We start from the raw sequence: 19,985 nt of genomic DNA, 5'->3' as shown, positions 1-19,985 counted from the left end.
GGCGCCAGGGGCGCCCCGTTTGGCTTACTCGACAGGGACTTCAACAGGCGACTGTTTCGGCGTGTTGTCTTCATATTCCTGCGCGGCTTTCAGGGCGTCGGCGTCAGCCTTGGCCTTGTTGTCGGCCACTTGCTGCAGCTCAGCCAGTTTTTCCGGAGTGAGCATTTGCAGGCGAGTCATCATGCGCTGGATCAGCTCACGACGCATTTCCTTGCGCACCTGGATGGTCTCGGAGTCCGAACCCACCAGGTTGTTGCCATCGTGGCTCACCACTTTCTGCACCTGGATCTTGTCACCCATCAACGGCAACTGATCACGGCCTTGTATTTCGAACATCAGCGCAGTGTTCAACTCGACGTCGGACGCACGGCCAGCACTCGCGTAGCTGATATTGCGCTGGGTTTCTCGCTCATCCGTCAGGATCAGTTTGTAGGTCGCGCCGTTGTACACGTGCACACCGCTGTTTTCCAGGGTCTGGCGCAGCTGGGTGACGGTTTCGCCGTAGGCGTTGCGGGCGCTGACGTCGAGTTCCTTGAGCGACAGCTCATTGGTGCCGGTACCGCGCAGCTGGAAGCCGCAAGCGCTCAACAGCACGGCAAGGCCCATAACCAGCAGATTGCGTTTGATCATTTTGTTGCTCCCCTTGAAACCAGGTGGGCCTTCTCGGGCCCTAAAGGTTTAGTTCGGCGTGGGGCCCAAGCCCCGCGCCTGATCCGATTTAGCTGGCGACGATATTGACCAGTTTGCCAGGCACCACGATCACCTTGCGGATGGTCAGGCCTTCGGTAAAGCGCAGCACGTTCTCATTGATACGTGCAGCTGCTTCAACCTCTTCACGGCTGGCGCTGGCCGGCATGTCGATCTGGCCACGCAGTTTACCGTTAACCTGGATGACCAGTTGCAGCGTGTCCTGTACCAGGGCGCTGTCATCCTGCACCGGCCAGGCGGCATCGATGACGGCACCGCTGTGGCCCAGACGGCTCCACAGTTCATGGCTGATATGCGGCGTGATCGGCGCGAGCAACAGGGTAACTGTTTCCAGGCCTTCCTGGATCAGCGCACGATCTTGTTCGGTCGCCTGCGAGGCTTTTTCCAGCACGTTCATCAGCGTCATCACCTGGGCGATGGCGGTGTTGAACTTGTGGTTCTGCCCGACGTCCTGGCTGGCCTGGCGGATAGCCAGGTGGATGCTGCGGCGCACGGCTTTCTGCTCGTCGTTCAAGGCGCCGATGTCCAGCTTGCCCGGCAGGCCCTGGCTGACATGGGCGTGGGCCAGGCGCCAGACGCGCTTGAGGAAACGGTGCGAACCTTCAACGCCAGAGTCGGACCATTCGGCGCTCATGTCAGGCGGCGAGGCAAACATCATGAACAGGCGGCAGGTGTCGGCGCCGAACTGATCGATCATCGACTGTGGGTCGACGCCGTTGTTCTTGGACTTGGCCATCTTCTCGGTGCCACCGATTTCCACCGGCAGGCCGTCGGCCTTCAATTTGGCGCTGATGACCTTGGCCTTGCTGTCACGCTCAAGCTCGACATCCGCCGGGTTGAACCAGGTGTAGGCGCCATTGGCTTCGCGACGATAGTAAGTGTCGGCGATCACCATGCCCTGGGTCAGCAGGTTCTTGAACGGCTCATCGGAGCTCACCAGGCCTTCGTCACGCATCAGCTTATGGAAGAAGCGCGCATACAGCAGGTGGAGGATGGCGTGTTCGATGCCACCGATGTACTGATCCACCGGCAACCAATGGTCGGCTGCGGATTTCTCCACCAGGCCACCTTCATAATGCGGCGAGGCATAACGAGCGTAGTACCACGAGGACTCCACGAAGGTGTCCATGGTGTCGGTTTCACGCTTGGCCGGTGCGCCGCACTTAGGGCAGCTGCACTCGTAGAACTCAGGCATGCGTGCCAACGGCGAGCCAGCGCCATCCGGCACCACGTCTTCTGGCAACACGACCGGCAGTTGGTCTTCCGGTACCGGCACGTCACCGCAGGTTTGGCAGTGGATGATCGGGATCGGGCAGCCCCAGTAGCGCTGGCGGCTGATGCCCCAGTCGCGCAGGCGGAACTGGGTGCGCGAGGCACCGAGGTTTTTCTGGATCAGGGCCACTTCCATGGCATCGAAGGCGCCCTGGAAGTCCAGGCCGTCGAATTCGCCGGAGTTGATCAGCGTGCCGTGCTCGCCGTAGGCGTCTTGCCACGGAGCGGGGTTGGTGTCGCCCGAGCTGGTGCGCACGACCGACTTGATCGGCAGGCTGTACTTGGTAGCGAATTCGAAATCGCGCTCGTCGTGGGCCGGCACGGCCATGACGGCGCCATCGCCGTAGTGCATCAATACGTAGTTGGCGACCCAAACCGGCAGTTTCTCGCCGGTCAGCGGGTGCTCGACGAACAGGCCGGTTGGCAGGCCTTTTTTCTCCTGGGTGGCGACGTCGGCTTCGGCCACGCTGCCGCCTTTGCATTCAGCGATGAACGCCTGCAGCTCAGGGTTGTTCTGTGCGGCCTGGGTGGCCAGCGGGTGTTCGGCGGCCACGGCGACGTAGGTCGCGCCCATCAGGGTGTCTGGGCGGGTGGTGAAGACCTTGAGTGCGCCCGCTTCGCCGATGGAGTCGACGTTGTATGGGAACTGCACTTCCATGCCCTTGGATTTGCCGATCCAGTTGCGCTGCATGGTCTTGACCTGTTCAGGCCAGCCCGGCAGATCGTCGAGGCTCGACAACAGTTCATCCGCGTAGGCGGTGATCTTGAAGTAGTACATCGGGATTTCGCGCTTTTCGATCAGCGCGCCGGAACGCCAGCCGCGACCGTCGATAACCTGTTCGTTGGCCAGTACGGTCTGGTCGATCGGGTCCCAGTTCACGGTGCCGCTTTTTTTGTAGATCACACCTTTTTCGAACAGGCGAGTGAACAGCCATTGTTCCCAACGGTAGTAATCCGGCTTGCAGGTGGTGACCTCGCGGGACCAGTCCACCGCCAGGCCCAGGCTGCGCAGCTGGGTCTTCATGTAGGCGATGTTTTCGTAGGTCCACTTGGCGGGCGCCACGTTGTTTTTCATCGCGGCGTTTTCTGCCGGCATGCCGAAGGCGTCCCAACCCATAGGTTGCAACACGTTCTTGCCGAGCATGCGCTGGTAGCGCGAAATCACGTCGCCGATGGTGTAGTTGCGCACGTGCCCCATGTGTAGCTTGCCGCTGGGGTAAGGGAACATCGATAGGCAGTAGTAAGTCTCCTTGCCTGGCTGTTCACTGACTTCAAAGGACTTTTGCTCGTCCCAGAAGGTTTGGGCGGCATTTTCTATTTCACGGGGCTGATATTGTTCGTGCATGGCTACTTTTGAACTGGATAGGGGTGGCCTAATCCTCTTCGGTGCACTGTCCGGGTTGTTCGACACCAAGAAGCGGCGCGTCCGTGCCCAAACCCTGCGGGAAGTGGAGTTACAGGAAGCGCCGTAGCATACATGACCCCACTCTATCGAGGGAAACCCTGATTGCGCGGCAAGGGCCGTCTGTCGCGGCACCGGGCAGGCGCAGCCACGGGGGCTACGCTGTTTAGTGGGGAGCAAGTATTTCTTCAATGAGGTGAGGGGATGGTTGAATCGCAGCGAACTTTAACGAAACCGCAGTTGTATGAAGGATTGATCGACCGTTTGGGTCGGGCATTGGATGCCGCAAGAACCGCAGGCCGATTGCGTGATGAGCGGCCTCTGGAGCTGGAGTTGCGAGGCTTGAGCCAGGCGGAGCTTGAATTGATCAAGAACTATCTGGCGTTGAATCACGACCGCGCCTCCCATGGGCAGGCTTCCCCGCCCGCTCATTCGGCCAAGGTCATCTGGCTCAAAGACCTGGCGACCGGCCGCGGGCCAGAGAACTTCCGGTCCGTGCGGTGCAAGTGAGCCACGCGTTATCCGTTAGCGTTATCAAAATGTTGTCGGTAAGGATTGTTGCAAAACCCCGATGCATCTAGGCTGCGGGCATCTTTGGAGATGCCCGATGCCTTTTCGTTATTTCATTAAACAACTGTTGTTGCCTCCCGGTATTTTTCTGCTGTTGCTGGCGTGTGCCTGGTGGTTTCGCCGCAGCCGTCCACGCCTGGCGGGCTTGTGCTTTGCCCTCGGGCTGGGCGGGATGTGGTTGATCAGCCTGCCAGTGATGGTGCAGTGGGGCGCCCGTGTCCTGGAGACAGAACCACCTTTGGCCCGGGAAGACTGGGCCACCTTGGCCCAGCGTGCCGACGCGATTGTGGTGCTGGGCTCGGGGCGCGAGCGTGGAGATATTGCGTGGGGCAGCGACCAACCCACCGGTATTGGCCTGGAACGTGAGCGTTTTGCCGCGCGGCTGGCCAAGGCATCCGGTTTGCCAGTGCTGACCAGCGGTGGCTTGCACTACGGCACGCCGCCCAGTGAGGCCGAGCTGATGGCCGTGTCGATGCAGGATGACTTCGGTGTCACCGTACGCTGGAAAGAAGAGCGAAGCCGCACTACCTGGGAAAACGCCCAGATGAGCGCCGAGATACTCTTGCCTCAAGGCATCAAGCGTGTGGTAGTGGTGACCCAGGCCTGGCACATGCCGCGTTCGGTGTGGAGTTTTGAAAAGGCCGGCTTCACCGTGGTGCCGGGGCCGGTGGGCTTTTTGGGTGTGGACCATGGCCGACCGCTGGGTGGCTGGATGCCGGAGGTCAAGGCGGTGTGGCAAAGCGGGCAGTTGATCAATGAAGCGGTGGGGCAGGTGGGGTATCGGTTGTTTTACCGGTAGGCGCAACACAGGAGATCAAAATGTGGGAGCTGGCTTGCCTGCGATGGCGGTGGGTCAGTGAGCACTCAGGGCACTGATCCACCGCCATCGCAGGCAAGCCAGCTCCCACAGGTCAGAGCGTTTTGGACATTCGTGCAGCCAGCAGAGCCCAGCCAAACAATGCCAGGCACACAATGATCAACGGCCACGAACGCCATTGCAGGTACGGCGTGAGGTTATGCATCGGCACCACCTCTCCATAGAGAATGCCACGTTCGAACTGCGGGATCTGCGCGGTGATCTGCCCAAACGGATTGATCAGCCCGGTCACGCCGTTGTTGGTGGCGCGGATCATCCAGCGGCCAGCTTCCAGGGCACGCATCTGCGCCATTTGCAGGTGCTGCAGCGGGCCGATGGAGCGGCCAAACCAGGTGTCGTTGCTGATGGTCAGCAGCAGGTCGCTCTGGGCCGACAAGCCGGCGGCGAATTCGGGGTACACCACTTCATAGCAAATGAACGGCGCAATCTGATAACCCTTGGCCTGTAGCATGGCCTGGTCAGAAGGGCCGCGGGCGAAGTCGGACATGGGCAGGTCGAAAAAGGCGATCAGCCCGCGCAACATGTCCTGCAACGGCACGTACTCGCCAAACGGCACCAGTTTCTGCTTGAGGTAGGTGCCGTCACCTTCACCCACCACGGTGATGCCGTTGAAATAGCGCTTCTGGTGGTGCACTTCCTGGCGAATCGGTACCCCGGTGATCAACGCACTGTCCCGGTCGGCGGCAAACTTGCCCATCATGCCCAGGTAGCCCTCGACGGACTCCTTGAGCACCGGCACGGCGGTTTCCGGCCAGACCAGCAGGTCGACGCGCTTGGAGCTCAGGCTCATGTCGCGGTACAGCGCCAACTGTGCATTGAGCTGGTCGGGGTCCCACTTCATGCTTTGCTCGACGTTGCCCTGAATCGCGGCCACGCTCAGCGGCGCGCCAGACGGCGACGTCCAGGCGTGATGCTTGAGCGCCAGGCCAATGGCCCAAGGTGCAACCAGCAATAACAGGCCCGCGCCGATGAAGGCATTGCGCTTGCTGGCCAGCAGACGCGGCAGGTTGCACAGCAATGCGGCGGTGAGTGCGAGGGCGAAGGAAATCAGCCACATCCCACCCAATGGCGCGAGGCCGGTCAAAGGCCCATCGAGTTGACTGTAACCGGAGTACAACCACGGGAAACCGGTAAGGAACCAGCCACGAAAGGCTTCCTGGCCGACCCACAACGCGGCGAACGTCAATGCATCCGCCAGTGGTGCTTCGTTACGGCGCAACCAGCGTGCCCATAACCAGGCGGGCAGGGCAAAGAACCAGGCGATGGCGGCGGTGAACAGCAGCATCAGGAACCCCGCCAGCAGCACCGAAGCGCCGCCGAAGTGGTGGATGCTGTAGTAGATCCAACTGGTGCCGGCGCCAAACAGGCCGAAGCCGAAACACCAGCCACGGGCCAGGGCTTGGCGGGGTGTCAGCTCCCGCAGGCCGATATAGAACAGGCCGACCGCTACCAGCGCCAACGGCCAGATATCGAACGGCGCCAGCGCCAGGGTTGTGATGGCGCCGGCCACCACGGCCAGCAAGTTACCGGGCCAGCCGGGTGCGATCATACGGCGCATGTCAGTCCTTAGCGGGCGATAGGTGTCAAACGGATCAGATGGATACGACGGCTATCGGCATTGAGGATGCGGAAGCGATACGCACCGATCTCGGTGGTTTCATTACGCTTGGGCAAATGCCCGAACGCACTCATCACCAGGCCGCCGACGGTGTCGAACTCATCGTCCGAGAACTCGCTGTCGAAAAACTCGTTGAAGTTCTCGATCGGCGTCAGCGCCTTGATCAGGAAATCACCGCTGGGCAGCGGCTTGATGTAGCTGTCTTCTTCGACGTCGTGCTCGTCTTCGATGTCGCCGACGATCTGCTCCAGCACGTCTTCGATGGTGACCAGGCCGGCCACGCCGCCGTATTCGTCAATCACAATGGCCATGTGATTGTGGTTGGCGCGGAACTCGCGCAGCAGCACATTCAGGCGCTTGGACTCGGGCACGAAGGTGGCCGGGCGCAGCAGGTCCTTGATGTTGAAGCTGTCGCCGTTCTCCTTGAGGATCAACGGCAGCAAGTCCTTGGCCAGCAGGACGCCCATGACGTCGTCATGGCTTTCACCGATCACCGGGTAGCGCGAATGCGCCGAGTCGATCACGGCCGGGAGGAATTCCCGTGGGGTCTGGGTCGCCTTGATGCTGATCATCTGCGAGCGCGGGACCATGATGTCGCGTACTTGCAGGTCAGCCACCTGGATGGCGCCCTCGACGATGGCCAGCGCTTCGCTGTCCAGCAATTTGTTCTGGTGGGCATCGCGCAGCAGCTCCAAGAGCTCCTGGCGGTTCTTCGGCTCGTGGGCAAAAGCCTGGGTCAGTTTACCCAGCCATGACTTCTGCCCGTTGCTCGATCGGTCTTCGCTCATAGCGATTACTCTAAATCCTTTGATATGACAGTTGAGTGTTGATCAGTTTTCGTCGTCTGCGTACGGGTCGCGGTGACCCAGCTCTGCAAGCAACGTTCGTTCCAGCGCTTCCATTTCCTCGGCTTCGTCATCGTCTATGTGGTCGTAACCCAAGAGATGCAAGCAGCCGTGGATGACTAGATGGGCCCAATGGGCCTCAAGTTCCTTGCCTTGTTCGGCCGCTTCGCGCTCGACCACCGCGACGCAGATCACCAGGTCGCCCAGCAGCGGAATATCCAGCAATTCGTCGGGCACGTCGGCGGGGAAGGACAGCACGTTGGTCGCGTAGTCTTTCTGGCGCCAGGTGTGGTTCAGCTCACGGCCTTCGGCCTCGTCCACCAGACGAATGGTCAGTTCCGAGTCGGCGGTGCGCTGGCGCAAGGCCAGTTCACACCATTGGCGGAACTGGGCTTCGCTGGGGGCGGGCGCGTCGGTGGCCAGCTGCAGGTCTAGCTCAACCATCGTGGCGAGCGTCCTTGGCGGGCGCGTCGTCGCGGTGTTCGAAACGCTCATAGGCCTCGACAATGCGCTGCACCAGCGGGTGGCGTACCACGTCCTTGGGCATGAAATGCGTGAAGCTGATACCCGGCACGTCCTTGAGCACCTCGATCACCTGGCCCAGGCCCGACTTGGTGCCCTTGGGCAGGTCGACCTGGGTGATGTCGCCCGTGATCACGGCAGTGGAGCCGAAACCGATACGGGTGAGGAACATCTTCATCTGCTCAACGGTGGTGTTCTGGCTTTCGTCGAGGATGATGAAGCTGTTGTTCAAAGTGCGGCCACGCATGTAGGCCAGTGGTGCGATCTCGATCACCTGGCGCTCGATCAGCTTGGCCACGTATTCAAAGCCGAGCATCTCGTACAGCGCGTCGTAGAGCGGGCGCAGGTACGGGTCGATCTTCTGGGCCAGGTCGCCGGGCAGGAAACCGAGCTTTTCGCCGGCCTCGACCGCTGGGCGCACCAGCAGGATGCGCCGCACTTGCTCGCGCTCCAGGGCATCGACAGCGCAGGCCACCGCCAGGTAGGTCTTGCCGGTACCGGCCGGGCCGATGCCGAAGTTGATGTCGTTGCCGAGGATTTCCTTGACGTACTTCTGCTGATTCAAGCCGCGGGGGCGAATCATGCCTTTTTTGGTACGCAAGGCCACGCTGGCTTCGGCCACCGGGTTATTGGCCAGGTCTTCCACAGCCGATTCCTGCAGGTACAGGTGCACGGTCTCCGGCGACAGCTCGCTACCCTTGGTTTCGCGGTAGAGGCGGCGCAACAGGTTTTCTGCAGACGTGGTGTGTTGAGGTTCACCAATGAGCTCGAACTGATTGCCGCGGTTGCGGATCTCGATGCTCAGGCGTTGTTCGATCAGGCGCAGGTGCTCGTCGAACTGTCCGCACAGGTTGGCGAAACGGCGAGCCTCAAACGGCTCGAGGATAAAGCGATGGGGTTCTGCTATGGGTGCGTTCAAGGTTGCTTTTAGCCGCCCTTTGGCTGATGAGGTGAGAGAGAGAATAACGCCAGGCGCCGGTGTGCGAAAGCACTTAAATAGCTTGGCCCCACTCTCGATAACCCTGAAGAACCCCTGTGGGAGCTGGCTTGCCTGCGATAGCGGTGGGTCAGTTGGCACATAGGGCACTGATACATCGCTATCGCAGGCAAGCCAGCTTCCACATTTTGATCTTCATCCGGTCAGCGAGATCAGTTGATCAACGAGCCACGCAACGAGTGTGGCTGCGCCGCATCAATGTGCACATCGGCAAACTGGCCGATCAGCGTGGGATTGTCGCAGCGGAAGTTGACGATTCGGTTGTTCTCGGTACGCCCCTGCAATTCACCCGGGTCTTTCTTCGAATAATCGGTGACCAGAATGCGCTGGATCGAACCGACCATTTGTCGGCTGATTTCAAAGCCCTGCTGATTGAGGCGATGTTGCAGCGCGTTCAAGCGCTCTTTTTTCAACGCTTCCGGGGTTTCATCCAGCAGGTCGGCAGCCGGGGTGCCCGGGCGCTGGCTGTAGACGAACGAGTAGGAGAAGTCGAAACCGACGTCCTCGATCAGCTTCATGGTCTGCTGGAAGTCTTTCTCGGTTTCGCCCGGGAAGCCGACGATAAAGTCCGAACTGATGCAGATGCCCGGCACGGCAGCGCGCAGTTTGCGCAATTTGGATTTGTATTCCAGCGCGGTGTGGTTGCGCTTCATCGCCGACAAAATGCGGTCCGAACCCGATTGCACCGGCAAGTGCAGGTGTTTGACCAGCTCTGGCACTTCGGCGTGGGCCTGGATCAGGCTGTCGGAGAACTCCAGCGGGTGCGAGGTGGTGTAGCGGATACGCTCGATGCCATCGACAGCGGCGACCACGCGGATCAATTCCGCCAGGTCGGCCAGGCGGCCATCATCGGTCTGGCCACGGTAGCCGTTGACGTTCTGGCCCAGCAGGGTCACTTCGCGCACGCCGTTTTCAGCCAGGTGGATGATTTCCGATAGCACATCGTCAAACGGCCGGCTGACTTCTTCGCCGCGGGTGTAAGGCACCACGCAGAAGGTGCAGTACTTGCTGCAGCCTTCCATCACCGACACATAGGCGCTCGGCCCATCGATGCGCGGTTCGGGCAGATGATCAAATTTTTCGATTTCGGGGAACGACACGTCAACCTGCGGCAGCTTGGTGATGCGTGCGGCGTCGATCATCTCGGGCAAGCGGTGCAGGGTTTGCGGGCCGAACACCACATCGACATAGGGCGCGCGGTCGCGGATCGCAGCGCCTTCCTGGCTGGCCACGCACCCGCCGACGGCGATCACCATGTCCGGGTTGGCCAGTTTCAATTCGCGCCAGCGGCCCAGCTGCGAATACACACGGTCCTGGGCCCGCTCGCGGATCGAGCAGGTATTGAGCAGGATCACGTCGGCATCTTCGGCGCGGGCAGTGACTTCCAGGGCCTGGTGTTCGCCCAGCAAGTCGACCATGCGCGAGCTGTCGTACTCGTTCATCTGGCAACCGTGGGTTTCGATGTAAAGCTTCTTGGCCATGGGAATCGTCAACTGGTGGTAAAGAACCGCGCATTATAGGGGGCATGCCCATTGGTTCCTAGCGCTGTGCATCGGGTGCCATGCTATAGTTCGCGCCCTCTTTTATATCCCCATGTGTTGTTCGCCCACCATGACCAAACGTGAAGCTCCAATCTATAAGGTGATTTTCCTCAACCAGGGCCAGGTGTTCGAAATGTACGCCAAGCAGATCTATCAAAGTGATCTGTGGGGCTTCCTGGAGGTGGAAGAGTTCGTCTTTGGCGAGCGCACCCAGTTGGTGGTCGATCCGGGCGAAGAAAAGCTCAAGGCCCAGTTCGAAGGGGTAGTGCGCAGCTTTGTGCCCATGCATTCGATTGTGCGCATCGATGAAGTCGAGCGCTTGGGGACGCCGAAGATCAGTGAAGCTCGGGGCATGAGCAATGTGATGCCGTTTCCGATGCCGATGCCTGAGAAGTGATCTGCAATTAATTTGTAGGGCGTTTCCGAAACTGCCTCTCAATGGATAGACATTTTGTTTGAAAGATAGCAAATTTTGTTTATTCAGAGAGGGCATCATGAATCTACCAATAATAAGAAAACCTCGAAGTTTCCCCCGTTCGACTGCGTTTAATCACGCCACTCATTAGCGCCAAGTTCCATCACGCCTTCATTAACGAACTGACCTGTTCGGGAGTAGCCCTGTGCGCGATCCTCGCTATGACATTCTGTTTGAACCGGTGCAAATAGGCCCGGTGCGTACCCGCAATCGCTTTTATCAAGTTCCGCACTGTAATGGCATGGGCCACGTGCACCCCTCGGCGATGGCGCGCATGCGCGCAGTGAAAGCCGAGGGCGGCTGGGGCGTGGTGTGCACGGAAGAATGCGAAATCAGCCCGCTGAGCGAGTTCTCACCTTATATAGAAGCGCGTCTTTGGGATGAACGCGATATTCCTGCACTGGCGCGCATGTGTGAGGGGGTACACCGTCACGGGGCGTTGGCCGGGGTAGAGCTGGCATTCAATGGTTACTCGGCGCCCAACCGCTACAGTCGCGAAATTCCCTGGGCGCCTTCCAATACCCCGGTGCGCAGTTACGACCCGGTGCAGGCTCGGGCCATGAGCCATGCCGATATCCGGCAATTGCGCGCCCTGCATCGAGCCGCCGCATTGCGCGCCCGGGAGGCGGGTTTCGACATCATCTATGTGTACGCCGGCCACGACCTGAGCGTGCCGTTCCATTTCCTCACGCCACGCAATAACCGGCGTACCGACGAATACGGCGGTACGTTGAAAAACCGTGTGCGCCTGTTGCGCGAGTTGATTGAAGACACTCGCGACGCAGTCGGTGATCGGTGTGCCGTAGCGGTCCGCCTGGCGGTGGATGAGCAAATGGCCGACGGCCTCAGCCGCGAGGGCGAAGGTGCCGAAATCTTCTCGATGCTGGCGGACCTGCCGGACTTGTGGGACGTCAATGTCGCCGATTGGTCCAATGACAGCGTGACGGCGCGCTTTGCCGGGGAGGGTTACCAAGAGGCCTTCCTGCTGGGGCTCAAGGCGCTGACCAGCAAGCCCGTGGTGGGCGTCGGCCGCTTCACTTCGCCGGACACCATGGTGTCTTTGGTTCGCCGTGGCGTACTGGACCTGATCGGGGCGGCCCGCCCTTCGATTGCCGATCCGTTCTTGCCCAAGAAGATTGAAGAGGGGCGCGCCGAGGAAATTCGCGAATGCATCGGCTGCAATGTATGTGTCAGTGGCGACCACACCAGCACGCCCCTGCGCTGTACACAGAACCCGACCATGGGCGAGGAGTGGCGGCGTGGCTGGCACCCCGAGTCGGTCAACCGTACGCAGCAACCCGGCCGGGCGCTGGTGGTCGGCGCCGGGCCATCCGGGCTTGAGTGTGCACGGATCCTAGGTGCGCGAGGGATGGAAGTGGCCCTGGTCGACAGCCTGCGCACCCTAGGCGGGCGTGTAGCGTTGGAAGCCCGGCTGCCGGGGCTGGCGAGTTGGGCACGGGTGATTGACTATCGACTGGATGCGTTGAGCCGCATGCCGTCAGTCGAGATCTATCGGGAAAGCCCCTTGCAGGCCCAGGATGTGCTGGATTTCGCCGCCGAGCATGTGTTCATCGCTACGGGTTCCCATTGGCGGCGGGATGGCTTGGGACGCGCCTTGCGCTCCCCCTTAACGGGCCTGGAGAGCCTGCCCGTGCTGACGCCTGATGACCTGATGGCGGGGGTGTTGCCCACTTCGCCGGTGCTGCTGTTCGATGACGATCACTATTACATGGGCAGCGTGCTGGCCGAACACCTGGTGGCGCGGGGTGTGGAGGTGATATTCGTCACCCCTGCGGCGGACGTGGCGGCCTGGACCCATAACACTCTCGAGCAGCACCGCATTCAGCGTCGTCTGATGCAGTTGAATGTCACGATCATACCGTCCCATACGCTGGTCAGCGTTAAGCCAGAGGGTGTGGTAGCGGGTTGCATCTACACCGAACGTACGCGGTTGATCCCAGCTGCAGCCTTGCTGCTGGTCACTTCCCGGGAGCCTGAGCAGGCGCTGTATCAGGCCTTGAACAACTCACCCGAACAGTTACAGGCGGCAGGCATCCGAACGCTGACGCTGATCGGCGACTGTGTGGCGCCGGGCACCATTGCGGCGGCGGTGTATTCAGGTCATCGCATCGCACGTGAGTTCGATGCGCCCGAAGGCTCGCTGATAGTGCGGCGGGAAATTCCATTTATCGAGGTGTAGTCAGTCCGACTGTTCAATCAATAACGAGGAATACAATAATGAAAAAAATACTCCTGATGTTATTCACCACACTCCTTATTAATTCATCGTTGTTTGCCAGCGATTATAAAGTGATCCGTTTCGCTGCCGATCCCAACTATGCGCCCTTTGCTTATAAAGACAGTACGGGCACTTTGACCGGTTTTGAAATAGATATTGGCAATGCAATTTGTGCACATTTGAATGTTCGCTGCCAATGGGTCGAGAGTGACTTTGACGGCATGATTCCCAGCCTCAACGCCGGCAAGATCGACGCCATCCTTGCTTCAATGACCATCACTGCCGCTCGGCAAAAGGTCATCGACTTTTCCTCGGAGGTGTTTTCCAGTCCCACCGCCATGGTGATGCGCCCTGGCACTGAGCTTTCCACAGGCATGGCCGTCGGCTATTTGCAGGGCAGTACTCAAGAAGTGTATGCCCGGCAAGTGCTCGCCGGGCAGGGTATGAAGGTGGTGGCTTATGCCGATCAGGAGCAAGTGTACGCGGACCTGCTGACAGGGCGTTTGCAGGCATCGCTGCAGGATGCTCAGCAAGCACAGAGCGGATTTTTACGTTCACCCCAAGGCGTCGGGTTCGTGCTGGGCCCGTTGATTGACAGCGAGTTGATGCCGTCCAAAAGCGGCATTGGCATTGCCAAGGGCAACCACACGTTGAAAGCGCTGTTGGATAAGGGGCTGGCTGCCCTGCACGCCGATGGCACCTACGCTCGCCTGCAAGAGCAGTACTTCCCCGGAGTGAACATGTTCAGCGGCCAATAACCGCCCTCAACGGCCAGCGAGGACACAATCATGCTACCTGCCTTCACTCAATTCGCCGCGTCCCTGGGCGGTTTTTTGCCGATGTTACTGCACGGGGTCTGGGTCACCCTGCAACTGGCACTGTTGTCATTGCTGCTGGGGCTGATCCTGGGCCTGCTGGGGGCAGGCGCCAAGCTGTCCAGGGTCAGGGCATGGCGCCTGTGCGCGCAGGTGTATACCACCTTGATTCGCGGGGTTCCGGACCTGTTGTTGATGCTGTTGATTTTCTACGGGTTGCAGACAGGCCTGAGTCGTCTGACCAGCGAATTGGGCTGGGCCTACATCGATGTCGACCCTTTCAGCGCCGGCGTGATCACTCTGGGGTTTATCTACGGCGCCTATTTCACCGAAACCTTTCGCGGCGCTTTGCTGGCTGTGCCCCGGGGCCAGTTCCAGGCTGCCAAAGCCCTTGGCCTGACCTTCAGGCAGAGTTTTGTGCATGTGATATTCCCGCAAATGATGCGGTTTGCCCTGCCGGGGCTGGGCAATAACTGGATGGTCTTGCTCAAGGCCACGGCGTTGGTGTCGATCATCGGCTTGGCAGACTTGGTGAAAGTGGCGCAGATGGCGGGCAAGAGCAGTCAGCAATTACTGGCTTTTCTGCTGCTGGCGGCGCTGGTTTACCTGTTGCTCAGCAGTGTTTCAAACGCGGCGTTGCGCTGGCTGGAGCGTCGGTATGGTGACGGTGTGCAGGAATCATCATCATGATCGAGCTTATCCAGGAGTATTGGCGGCCGTTTATCTATTCTGACGGCCAACAAATCACCGGCCTGGCCATGACCTTGTGGCTGACTAGCGCCTCTTCGTGCCTGGGCCTGCTGTTGGCGTTGCCACTGTCCATTGCCAGGACGTCCAGCCGACGCTGGCTGCGTTGGCCGGTGCAAAGCTTTACCTACGTGTTTCGCGGCACACCGCTGTATATCCAGTTGCTGATCTTCTACACCGGCATCTACAGCATTGGCGCCGTTCGCGAGCAACCGTTGCTGGATGCTTTTTTTCGCGAAGCGCTCAATTGCACCCTTCTGGCGTTTGCCCTCAATACCGCGGCCTACACCACGGAAATACTCGCGGGCGCGATCCGGGCGATGCCGCGCGGTGAAATCGAGGCTGCACGGTCGTTGGGTTTCGACGGTTGGAAGCTGTACGTGCACTTGATCATGCCCTCGGCCCTGCGCCGGTCGTTGCCCTACTACAGCAATGAAGTGATCTTCATGTTGCATTCCACCACCCTGGCGTTCACGGCAACGGTGCCGGATATCCTGAAAGTCGCACGGGATGCCAACGCTGCAACCTTCCTCACCTTCCAATCCTTTGGCCTGGCCGCGGCGCTCTACTTGTGCATTACGTTCGCGTTGATCTGCCTGTTCCGTCTGGCAGAACGACGCTGGCTGAGCTTTCTTGATTCGAATCGATAGGAGGCGATATGCAGACTTGCAGACATGAACTGTTGACGGCTGTGCCAGGTACCACGCGGCATATTCATAGTTTTCATTACGGCCCAGCCGATGCGCCGAGCAAGGTTTACATCCAGGCGTCCCTGCACGCCGATGAGTTGCCGGGGATGTTGGTGTTGTGGCATCTCAAACAACGGCTGGCAGATCTGGAGGCCAAAGGTGCGCTGCGTTGGCAGGTGGTGCTGGTGCCGGTGGCCAATCCGCTGGGGTTGGAGCAGGTGCTGATGGACGTGCCGCAGGGGCGCTTCGATAACGACAGTCGAGAGAACTTCAATCGCTTCTTCGTCGACGTCAGCCAGCAGGTCGGGGATCAGGTTCAGGATGTTCTGACTGATGATCCTGCGCATAACCTGCACCTGATCCGCGCGACCTTGCGGCAAACCCTTGTCAGCCAGGTGCCGGCGACCCAGCTGCATTCCCTGCGCCTGGCCCTGCAAACGCTGGCCTGTGACGCCGACAGAGTGCTGGACCTGCATTGTGATTTCGAGGCGGTGCAGCACCTGTACCTGGCACCGGACGCCTGGCCCCAGGTGGAACCGCTGGCGCGGTACCTGGGCGCCCGCGCCTGCTTTATGAGCCCGGACGCGGGCGGGCATTCGTTCGACGATTGCTACACCTTGTTCTGGGCACGGATGCAGGCGCGTTTTCCTGGGGTCTTTGCGGCGCCGGGTTTTGCCGTGACCGTGGAGTTGCGCGGCGTGGCTGATGTGAGCCACGGGCTGGCGCGACAGGATTGTCAGGCGTTGATCAACTATCTGACTTTGCAGGGAGGCGTTGAGGGGCAAGCGCCTCCACTACCGGCGTTATTGAGTCCGCCAACACCCTTGGCGGGGGTCGAGCCGGTGGTGAGTGCGGTGGGAGGCTTGATTGTGTTTTGCGCGCAGGTGGGGGATTACCTGGAAGCAGGACAAATCGTGGCGCACGTCATCGATCCGATTACAGACCGTGTGACCGAGGTAGCGTGTGAGCGTGCAGGGCTTTTGTATGTACGATCAATACGCCGAATGGCAAGCGCCGGTATGGCGATTGCCCACGTCGCAGGGGTCACGGCGTATCGACAGGGCTACCTGTTATCGCCGTGATCAAGGCAGGGGAGAGAAAGGCGAACGCCCATCGGCGCTCTGCAACTCCTGAAGGTAGTTGCGGAAAATCTGCCCCAGCACCTGGGTCGCCACTTCCAGTTCATCGCGCTGCATGTGCTCGGCGACTTCGTCGGCGGTGTCCAGTGCGTCTTCGGCGCCATTGACCGCGGCCATTTTCAGCACGATGTACGCCTGAATGTTGTTGGCCGGCACGCCTTCGCCTTTGAAGAACATGTTGCCCAACTGGTATTGCGCCTGGGCGTGGCCCTGCAACGAGGCTTTCTCGAAGTAGCTCAACGCTTTGTTGAGGTCAACGGCCGGGTTCTTGCTGTCGTGGTAGTACTCGCCCAACTCGTATTGCGCCTGCGCATCCCCGTCCTCGGCCTGTTTCTGGCACGCGCTCAGGGCTTCGGCCTGGCTCTCTGGCTGGGTATTGAGGGTGCAACGACCCATCGCTGGAATTAACAACGAGTTGCCGCCGGCCTGGGCATGTGCCAGTAGCGGTTGAAGGAGCAACAGGCAGCCCAGAACCAGGGTGCGGCCGGTGCGTTTCATGGGAATCGACTTACCTCTGACGGGGCGCGCGGACCCTCGAGGGAGTCCAATAAGCGCGCATTATGAAATAAGCAGGCCTCTGCTTACAAAGTCTTTACTCGTTTTTCTGCTGCTTGGGCAAGTTATCTGCCGGATTGCAGTGCAATTCTCGAAAAAACCAGGAATTCTCTGTAAGCAAAGTAGCAAATCTGACGCTGCCAGGGGCAACGTCAGAGGTTGCCGTCACTTATTTCAGGGCCGCGAAGGCGCGCTCGGCAGCATCCAGGGTCAATTTCAGTTCGGCTTCGCCATGGGCAATCGAGGTGAAGCCGGCTTCAAAGGCGCTCGGTGCCAGGTACACGCCGCCTTCGAGCATCAGGTGGAAGAAGCGCTTGAACAGCTCGGCATCGCTGCCCATCACGTCATCGAAGGTGACGATATCGTCGGCGCCGCTGAAGTACAGGCCGAACATGCCACCGGCCTGGGTGGTCACAAACGGGATGCCGGCGGCGTCGGCGCGTTGTTGCAGGCCGTCGAGAAGGCGCGTGGTGTAGTCGGTCAGCTCGGCGTGGAAGCCCGGGCGGCTGATCAGGCGCAGGGTGGTCAGGCCGGCGGCCATGGCCAGCGGGTTACCCGACAAGGTGCCTGCCTGGTATACCGGGCCGAGCGGGGCGATGTGTTGCATGATCTCGCGCTTGCCGCCGAAGCAGCCTACCGGCATGCCGCCGCCGATGATCTTGCCGAAGGTGCTCAGGTCTGGCGTAACGCCGTAGTAAGCCTGGGCGCCACCGAGGGCGACCCGGAAACCGGTCATCACTTCGTCAAAAATCAGCACCACGCCATGCTTGTCGCACTGCTCGCGCAAGCCCTCAAGAAAACCCGGGGCCGGTGGAACGCAGTTCATGTTGCCGGCAACCGGCTCGACGATGATGCAGGCAACGTCCTGGCCGACTTCGCTGAGCATCTGCTCGACGGCTGCGATGTCGTTGAACGGCAAGGTCAGGGTGTGCTTGGCGAATGCCGCAGGTACGCCAGCGGAATTGGGGACGCCCTGGGTCAGCGCGCCGGAGCCGGCTTTCACCAGCAGGCTGTCGGAGTGGCCGTGGTAGCAGCCTTCGAACTTGATGATGTTGTCGCGGCCGGTGAAACCACGGGCCAGGCGGATCGCGCTCATGGTGGCTTCGGTGCCGGAGCTGACCATGCGCACCATTTCCATCGACGGCACGATCGAGCAGACCAGGTCGGCCATCTCGGTTTCCATCGCGGTCGGGGCGCCGTAGGACAAGCCGTGTTGCAGTTGCTGGCGCACCGCCTCCAGCACATCCGGATGGCTGTGGCCGAGGATCATCGGGCCCCAGGAGCCGACGTAGTCGACATAGCGCTTGTCGTCTTCATCGGTGACGTAGGCGCCTTCGGCATGCTTGAAGAACAACGGCGTGCCGCCCACGCTCTTGAACGCACGCACGGGGGAGTTCACACCGCCGGGGATGTGTTTCTGGGCGTTGGCAAACAGGGTTTCGGAACGGGACATGATCGGGCTCTCTAAACTGAAGATTTAAGAAGGTCGTTGAATGCACGGGCGCGGCGGGTGACTTCCTGGGTGCTGTCGGCACCGAACAGGCCATGGACCACGGCGAGCAGGTCAGCCCCGTGGGCCACCAGCGGCTCGGCGTTTTCCAGGGTGACGCCGCCAATTACGCAGATCGGCAGGTGCAGGCGCTTGCGGGCCTGGGCCAGCATGTCAACGGTGGCGGCGGGTGCGCCGGGTTTGGTCGTGGAATTGAAGAAGCGGCCGAAGGCGACGTAGCTGGCGCCTTCTTTGGCGGCCTGTTCGGCCAGTTCGATCTGGCTGTGGCAGGTGGCGCCGATGATCGCCTTGGCGCCGAGCAGTGCCCGGGCCGAGGTCAGCGGGCCGTCGGTCTGGCCCAGATGTACGCCGACGCCCAGTCGCGCGGCCAGTTCGGCATCGTCGTTGATGATCAATTGAGTCTTGTAGCGCGAGCACAGTTCATAGAGCTTTTCGGCTTCACGCAGGCGCCGTGCCTCGTCGCTGCTTTTGTCGCGGTACTGCAACAGGGTGACGCCACCGTCCAGCGCCGCCTCGACGTAGGCGAGGAATTTGCCGGCCAACAGTTGGCTGTCGGTAATGGCGTAAAGGCCGCGTAGTTTCATCGGGCAAACCCCTTGCTGACGAGCGATAAGTTACGAGCAGAAATCCAGCGGCAATCGACGCGGCACGAACTGGCCCTGGCCGAGTTGTTCGGCATCACGCAGGGTACGCCACGTGTAGTTGAGAGCCGTTTGCACGGCGCTGGCCAAACCTTCGCCTTGGGCAATGCGCCCGGCCAGCGCACTGGCCAAGGTGCAACCCGAGCCGTGATAACTGCCGGGCAAGCGCTGGCAGGTAAAGGTCTGGCGCGTGCCGTCGCGGCTGTACAGGCGGTTGTGCACTTCGTGCTCGTCGCCATGGCCACCGGTGATCAGCAGGTGCTTGATGTACGGCAACAGCTTCTCGGCGCAGTCGTCGGCGCTGCCGTCGGGCAGTTCCGCGAGGATGCGCGCTTCGGGCAGGTTGGGGGTGGCGATCAATGACAAGGGCAGCAGCCGCTCGCGCATTGCATAACCGACCTCGTCCTTGCCCAGGCTACCGCCGCCGCCGGCGCGCAGCACCGGGTCGCAGACCACCGGCAAATGCCGGTGCGCCTGCAGCAGTTCGACCACGGTGTCGACCATCGCGGTGGAGCCGAGCATGCCCAGCTTGACTGCCGCAACTTCAGAGTCGCCGAGCACGGCATTGGCCTGGGCCAGTACCCACTCACGGTCAAGCACGCGGAAATCACTGACATTGACAGTATTTTGCACGGTCAACGCGGTGACGGCCGGGGCCGCGTGGCAACCCTGGGCGAGCAGGGCTTCGATATCTGCCTGCAGGCCGGCGCCACCACTGGGGTCGTGGCCGGAGAGACAGAGGACAACGGGGCGAGAGCTGTAGATATTCATGGTGCGCGAGCTTACCACCAAACGCTTTTTGCGTGGCTGCCTGGCGATGGCA

Annotated in this window: 19 protein-coding genes; 8 read left to right on the top strand and 11 right to left on the bottom strand. The window is 60.6% G+C overall.

Annotated features, from left to right (window positions below; translation table 11 throughout):
* Positions 1 to 24: 24 nt before the first annotated feature.
* Complete coding sequence (gene lptE / locus GH769_RS21270) at positions 25 to 630, bottom strand: LPS assembly lipoprotein LptE (protein ID WP_014720078.1); 606 nt, start codon at positions 628 to 630, stop codon at positions 25 to 27.
* Positions 631 to 718: 88 nt separating this feature from the next.
* Complete coding sequence (leuS, locus tag GH769_RS21265; RefSeq protein ID WP_032904148.1) at positions 719 to 3,325, bottom strand: leucine--tRNA ligase; 2,607 nt, start codon at positions 3,323 to 3,325, stop codon at positions 719 to 721.
* 261 nt (positions 3,326 to 3,586) lie between these two features.
* Here leuS and GH769_RS21260 point away from each other — a divergent pair, with 261 nt between their 5' ends.
* Together GH769_RS21260 and GH769_RS21255 are read left to right on the top strand one after the other, a co-directional pair.
* Positions 3,587 to 3,892 (top strand): hypothetical protein, encoded by a 306-nt coding sequence (locus GH769_RS21260; RefSeq protein ID WP_020301951.1) that lies wholly within the window; start codon positions 3,587 to 3,589, stop codon positions 3,890 to 3,892.
* Positions 3,893 to 3,989: 97 nt separating this feature from the next.
* Complete coding sequence (locus GH769_RS21255; RefSeq protein ID WP_020301950.1) at positions 3,990 to 4,751, top strand: YdcF family protein; 762 nt, start codon at positions 3,990 to 3,992, stop codon at positions 4,749 to 4,751.
* A 112-nt stretch (positions 4,752 to 4,863) separates the two neighbouring features.
* On the opposite strand, the gene lnt is transcribed toward GH769_RS21255, so the two are convergent.
* The 5 genes from lnt to miaB all read right to left on the bottom strand — a co-directional run bounded on the left by lnt (position 4,864) and on the right by miaB (position 10,292).
* Positions 4,864 to 6,387, bottom strand: coding sequence for an apolipoprotein N-acyltransferase (gene lnt / locus GH769_RS21250; RefSeq protein WP_014720074.1), 1,524 nt, complete (start codon positions 6,385 to 6,387; stop codon positions 4,864 to 4,866).
* Between the two features lie 8 nt (positions 6,388 to 6,395).
* Positions 6,396 to 7,235 (bottom strand): HlyC/CorC family transporter, encoded by an 840-nt coding sequence (locus GH769_RS21245; protein WP_003194444.1) that lies wholly within the window; start codon positions 7,233 to 7,235, stop codon positions 6,396 to 6,398.
* A gap of 42 nt (positions 7,236 to 7,277) precedes the next feature.
* Positions 7,278 to 7,736, bottom strand: coding sequence for an rRNA maturation RNase YbeY (ybeY, locus tag GH769_RS21240; protein WP_014720073.1), 459 nt, complete (start codon positions 7,734 to 7,736; stop codon positions 7,278 to 7,280).
* The gene (locus tag GH769_RS21235) at positions 7,729 to 8,733 is read right to left on the bottom strand and encodes a PhoH family protein (RefSeq protein WP_014720072.1); all 1,005 of its coding nucleotides are present in this window, start codon (positions 8,731 to 8,733) and stop codon (positions 7,729 to 7,731) included. Before GH769_RS21235 ends, ybeY begins: the two co-directional genes overlap by 8 nt.
* A 230-nt stretch (positions 8,734 to 8,963) precedes the next feature.
* Positions 8,964 to 10,292 carry a tRNA (N6-isopentenyl adenosine(37)-C2)-methylthiotransferase MiaB gene (gene miaB, locus GH769_RS21230; protein WP_014720071.1) on the bottom strand — a complete coding sequence of 443 codons (1,329 nt, stop codon included), beginning with the start codon at positions 10,290 to 10,292 and terminating at the stop codon, positions 8,964 to 8,966.
* Between the two features lie 130 nt (positions 10,293 to 10,422).
* Between miaB and GH769_RS21225 the strand changes: the two genes are divergently transcribed.
* The 6 genes from GH769_RS21225 to GH769_RS21200 all read left to right on the top strand — a co-directional run bounded on the left by GH769_RS21225 (position 10,423) and on the right by GH769_RS21200 (position 16,399).
* Positions 10,423 to 10,749: a DUF1820 family protein gene (locus GH769_RS21225; protein ID WP_003215457.1), complete on the top strand. Its 327-nt coding sequence runs from the start codon at positions 10,423 to 10,425 to the stop codon at positions 10,747 to 10,749.
* A gap of 223 nt (positions 10,750 to 10,972) precedes the next feature.
* Positions 10,973 to 13,027, top strand: coding sequence for an NAD(P)-binding protein (locus GH769_RS21220; RefSeq protein ID WP_032904149.1), 2,055 nt, complete (start codon positions 10,973 to 10,975; stop codon positions 13,025 to 13,027).
* 38 nt (positions 13,028 to 13,065) lie between these two features.
* Complete coding sequence (locus tag GH769_RS21215) at positions 13,066 to 13,824, top strand: transporter substrate-binding domain-containing protein (RefSeq protein WP_019818062.1); 759 nt, start codon at positions 13,066 to 13,068, stop codon at positions 13,822 to 13,824.
* Positions 13,825 to 13,854: 30 nt separating this feature from the next.
* Positions 13,855 to 14,571, top strand: coding sequence for an ABC transporter permease (locus GH769_RS21210; RefSeq protein WP_014720068.1), 717 nt, complete (start codon positions 13,855 to 13,857; stop codon positions 14,569 to 14,571).
* On the top strand, positions 14,568 to 15,278 hold the full coding sequence (locus tag GH769_RS21205; protein WP_014720067.1) for an ABC transporter permease: 711 nt from the start codon (positions 14,568 to 14,570) through the stop codon (positions 15,276 to 15,278). Before GH769_RS21210 ends, GH769_RS21205 begins: the two co-directional genes overlap by 4 nt.
* 8 nt (positions 15,279 to 15,286) lie before the next feature.
* Positions 15,287 to 16,399 carry a succinylglutamate desuccinylase/aspartoacylase family protein gene (locus GH769_RS21200; RefSeq protein WP_020301981.1) on the top strand — a complete coding sequence of 371 codons (1,113 nt, stop codon included), beginning with the start codon at positions 15,287 to 15,289 and terminating at the stop codon, positions 16,397 to 16,399.
* On the opposite strand, the gene GH769_RS21195 is transcribed toward GH769_RS21200, so the two are convergent.
* The 4 genes from GH769_RS21195 to GH769_RS21180 all read right to left on the bottom strand — a co-directional run bounded on the left by GH769_RS21195 (position 16,400) and on the right by GH769_RS21180 (position 19,933).
* Positions 16,400 to 16,954 (bottom strand): tetratricopeptide repeat protein, encoded by a 555-nt coding sequence (locus tag GH769_RS21195; RefSeq protein WP_014720065.1) that lies wholly within the window; start codon positions 16,952 to 16,954, stop codon positions 16,400 to 16,402.
* A 226-nt stretch (positions 16,955 to 17,180) separates the two neighbouring features.
* Positions 17,181 to 18,464, bottom strand: a complete 1,284-nt coding sequence (gene hemL / locus GH769_RS21190) for a glutamate-1-semialdehyde 2,1-aminomutase (RefSeq protein ID WP_019818059.1) — start codon at positions 18,462 to 18,464, stop codon at positions 17,181 to 17,183.
* A gap of 11 nt (positions 18,465 to 18,475) precedes the next feature.
* Positions 18,476 to 19,105, bottom strand: coding sequence for a thiamine phosphate synthase (thiE, locus tag GH769_RS21185; RefSeq protein WP_014720063.1), 630 nt, complete (start codon positions 19,103 to 19,105; stop codon positions 18,476 to 18,478).
* Between the two features lie 30 nt (positions 19,106 to 19,135).
* Positions 19,136 to 19,933, bottom strand: a complete 798-nt coding sequence (locus GH769_RS21180) for a hydroxymethylpyrimidine/phosphomethylpyrimidine kinase (protein WP_153649891.1) — start codon at positions 19,931 to 19,933, stop codon at positions 19,136 to 19,138.
* Positions 19,934 to 19,985 lie beyond the last annotated feature (52 nt).

It is taken from the genome of Pseudomonas sp. CFSAN084952 (genome assembly GCF_009648855.1).
In the GTDB taxonomy this organism is placed as follows: Bacteria; Pseudomonadota; Gammaproteobacteria; order Pseudomonadales; family Pseudomonadaceae; genus Aquipseudomonas; species Aquipseudomonas paracarnis.
This window is presented reverse-complemented; position numbering and strand designations above follow the sequence as displayed.